The sequence below is a fragment of the Nocardiopsis xinjiangensis YIM 90004 genome (genome assembly GCF_000341145.1).
Lineage (GTDB): Bacteria > Actinomycetota > Actinomycetes > Streptosporangiales > Streptosporangiaceae > Nocardiopsis > Nocardiopsis xinjiangensis.
Genome location: NZ_ANBE01000084.1, coordinates 1 through 812, shown reverse-complemented (window position 1 = coordinate 812; position 812 = coordinate 1). Strand labels below are relative to the sequence as shown.

General features: G+C 65.5%; 1 protein-coding gene. It reads right to left on the bottom strand.

Translation table 11 applies throughout. The features are described from left to right. Window positions 1–812, bottom strand: an 812-nt coding sequence (locus D473_RS0123800; protein ID WP_017611540.1) for an ABC transporter ATP-binding protein, incomplete at both ends; no start/stop codon positions are given.

Here is an 812-nt window from a genome sequence, read left to right as displayed (position 1 = left end):
TGCGGCGCGGTCGGTGCGGTCCTGGGCCCGCCGCTGCGCACGCGAGACCTCCACACGCGGCACCGCCTCCAACAACGCCTGCGTGTACGGATGCTCCGGACCGGCCAACACCCGCCGCACGGGCCCGCGCTCGACCGCCACACCATGACGCATCACCACGACCTCATCCACCGACCCGGCCACCACCGCCAAATCATGCGAAACCAGGATCAACGCCATCCCCAGCTCCCGGCGCAGATCATCCAACAGATCCAACACCTGGGCCTGCACCGTCACATCCAACGCCGTGGTCGGCTCATCGGCCAACAACACCTTCGGATCACACATCAACCCCATCGCGATCACCACACGCTGACGCATCCCCCCGGAAAACTCATGAGGATAGGAATTGACCCGCTTACCCGCCTCGGGAATACCCACCCGCCCCAACGACTCCACAGCCCTGGCACGGGCAACGGACCTACCCGCCCCGGGATGGTGCACCCGATAAGCCTCGACCAACTGCTCACCGACCGTGTACTGCGGATGCAGGGACTGCATCGGATCCTGGAACACCATCGCGATGTCATTGCCCCGCATCGCCCGCAACCGCCGGTCCGAAGCAGCATTGACATCCTGACCGACCACCTCGACCGACCCCGACACCCGCGCACGCGAACCACGGTGCAGACCCATCAACGCCAACGACGTCACACTCTTGCCCGAACCCGACTCCCCCACGATCCCCAACGCACCACCGGCAGGCACCTCGAAAGAGAGCCCCCGAACCGCATGGACGTCCTCGGCATCCATGATCGGAAAGGTCACCCGCA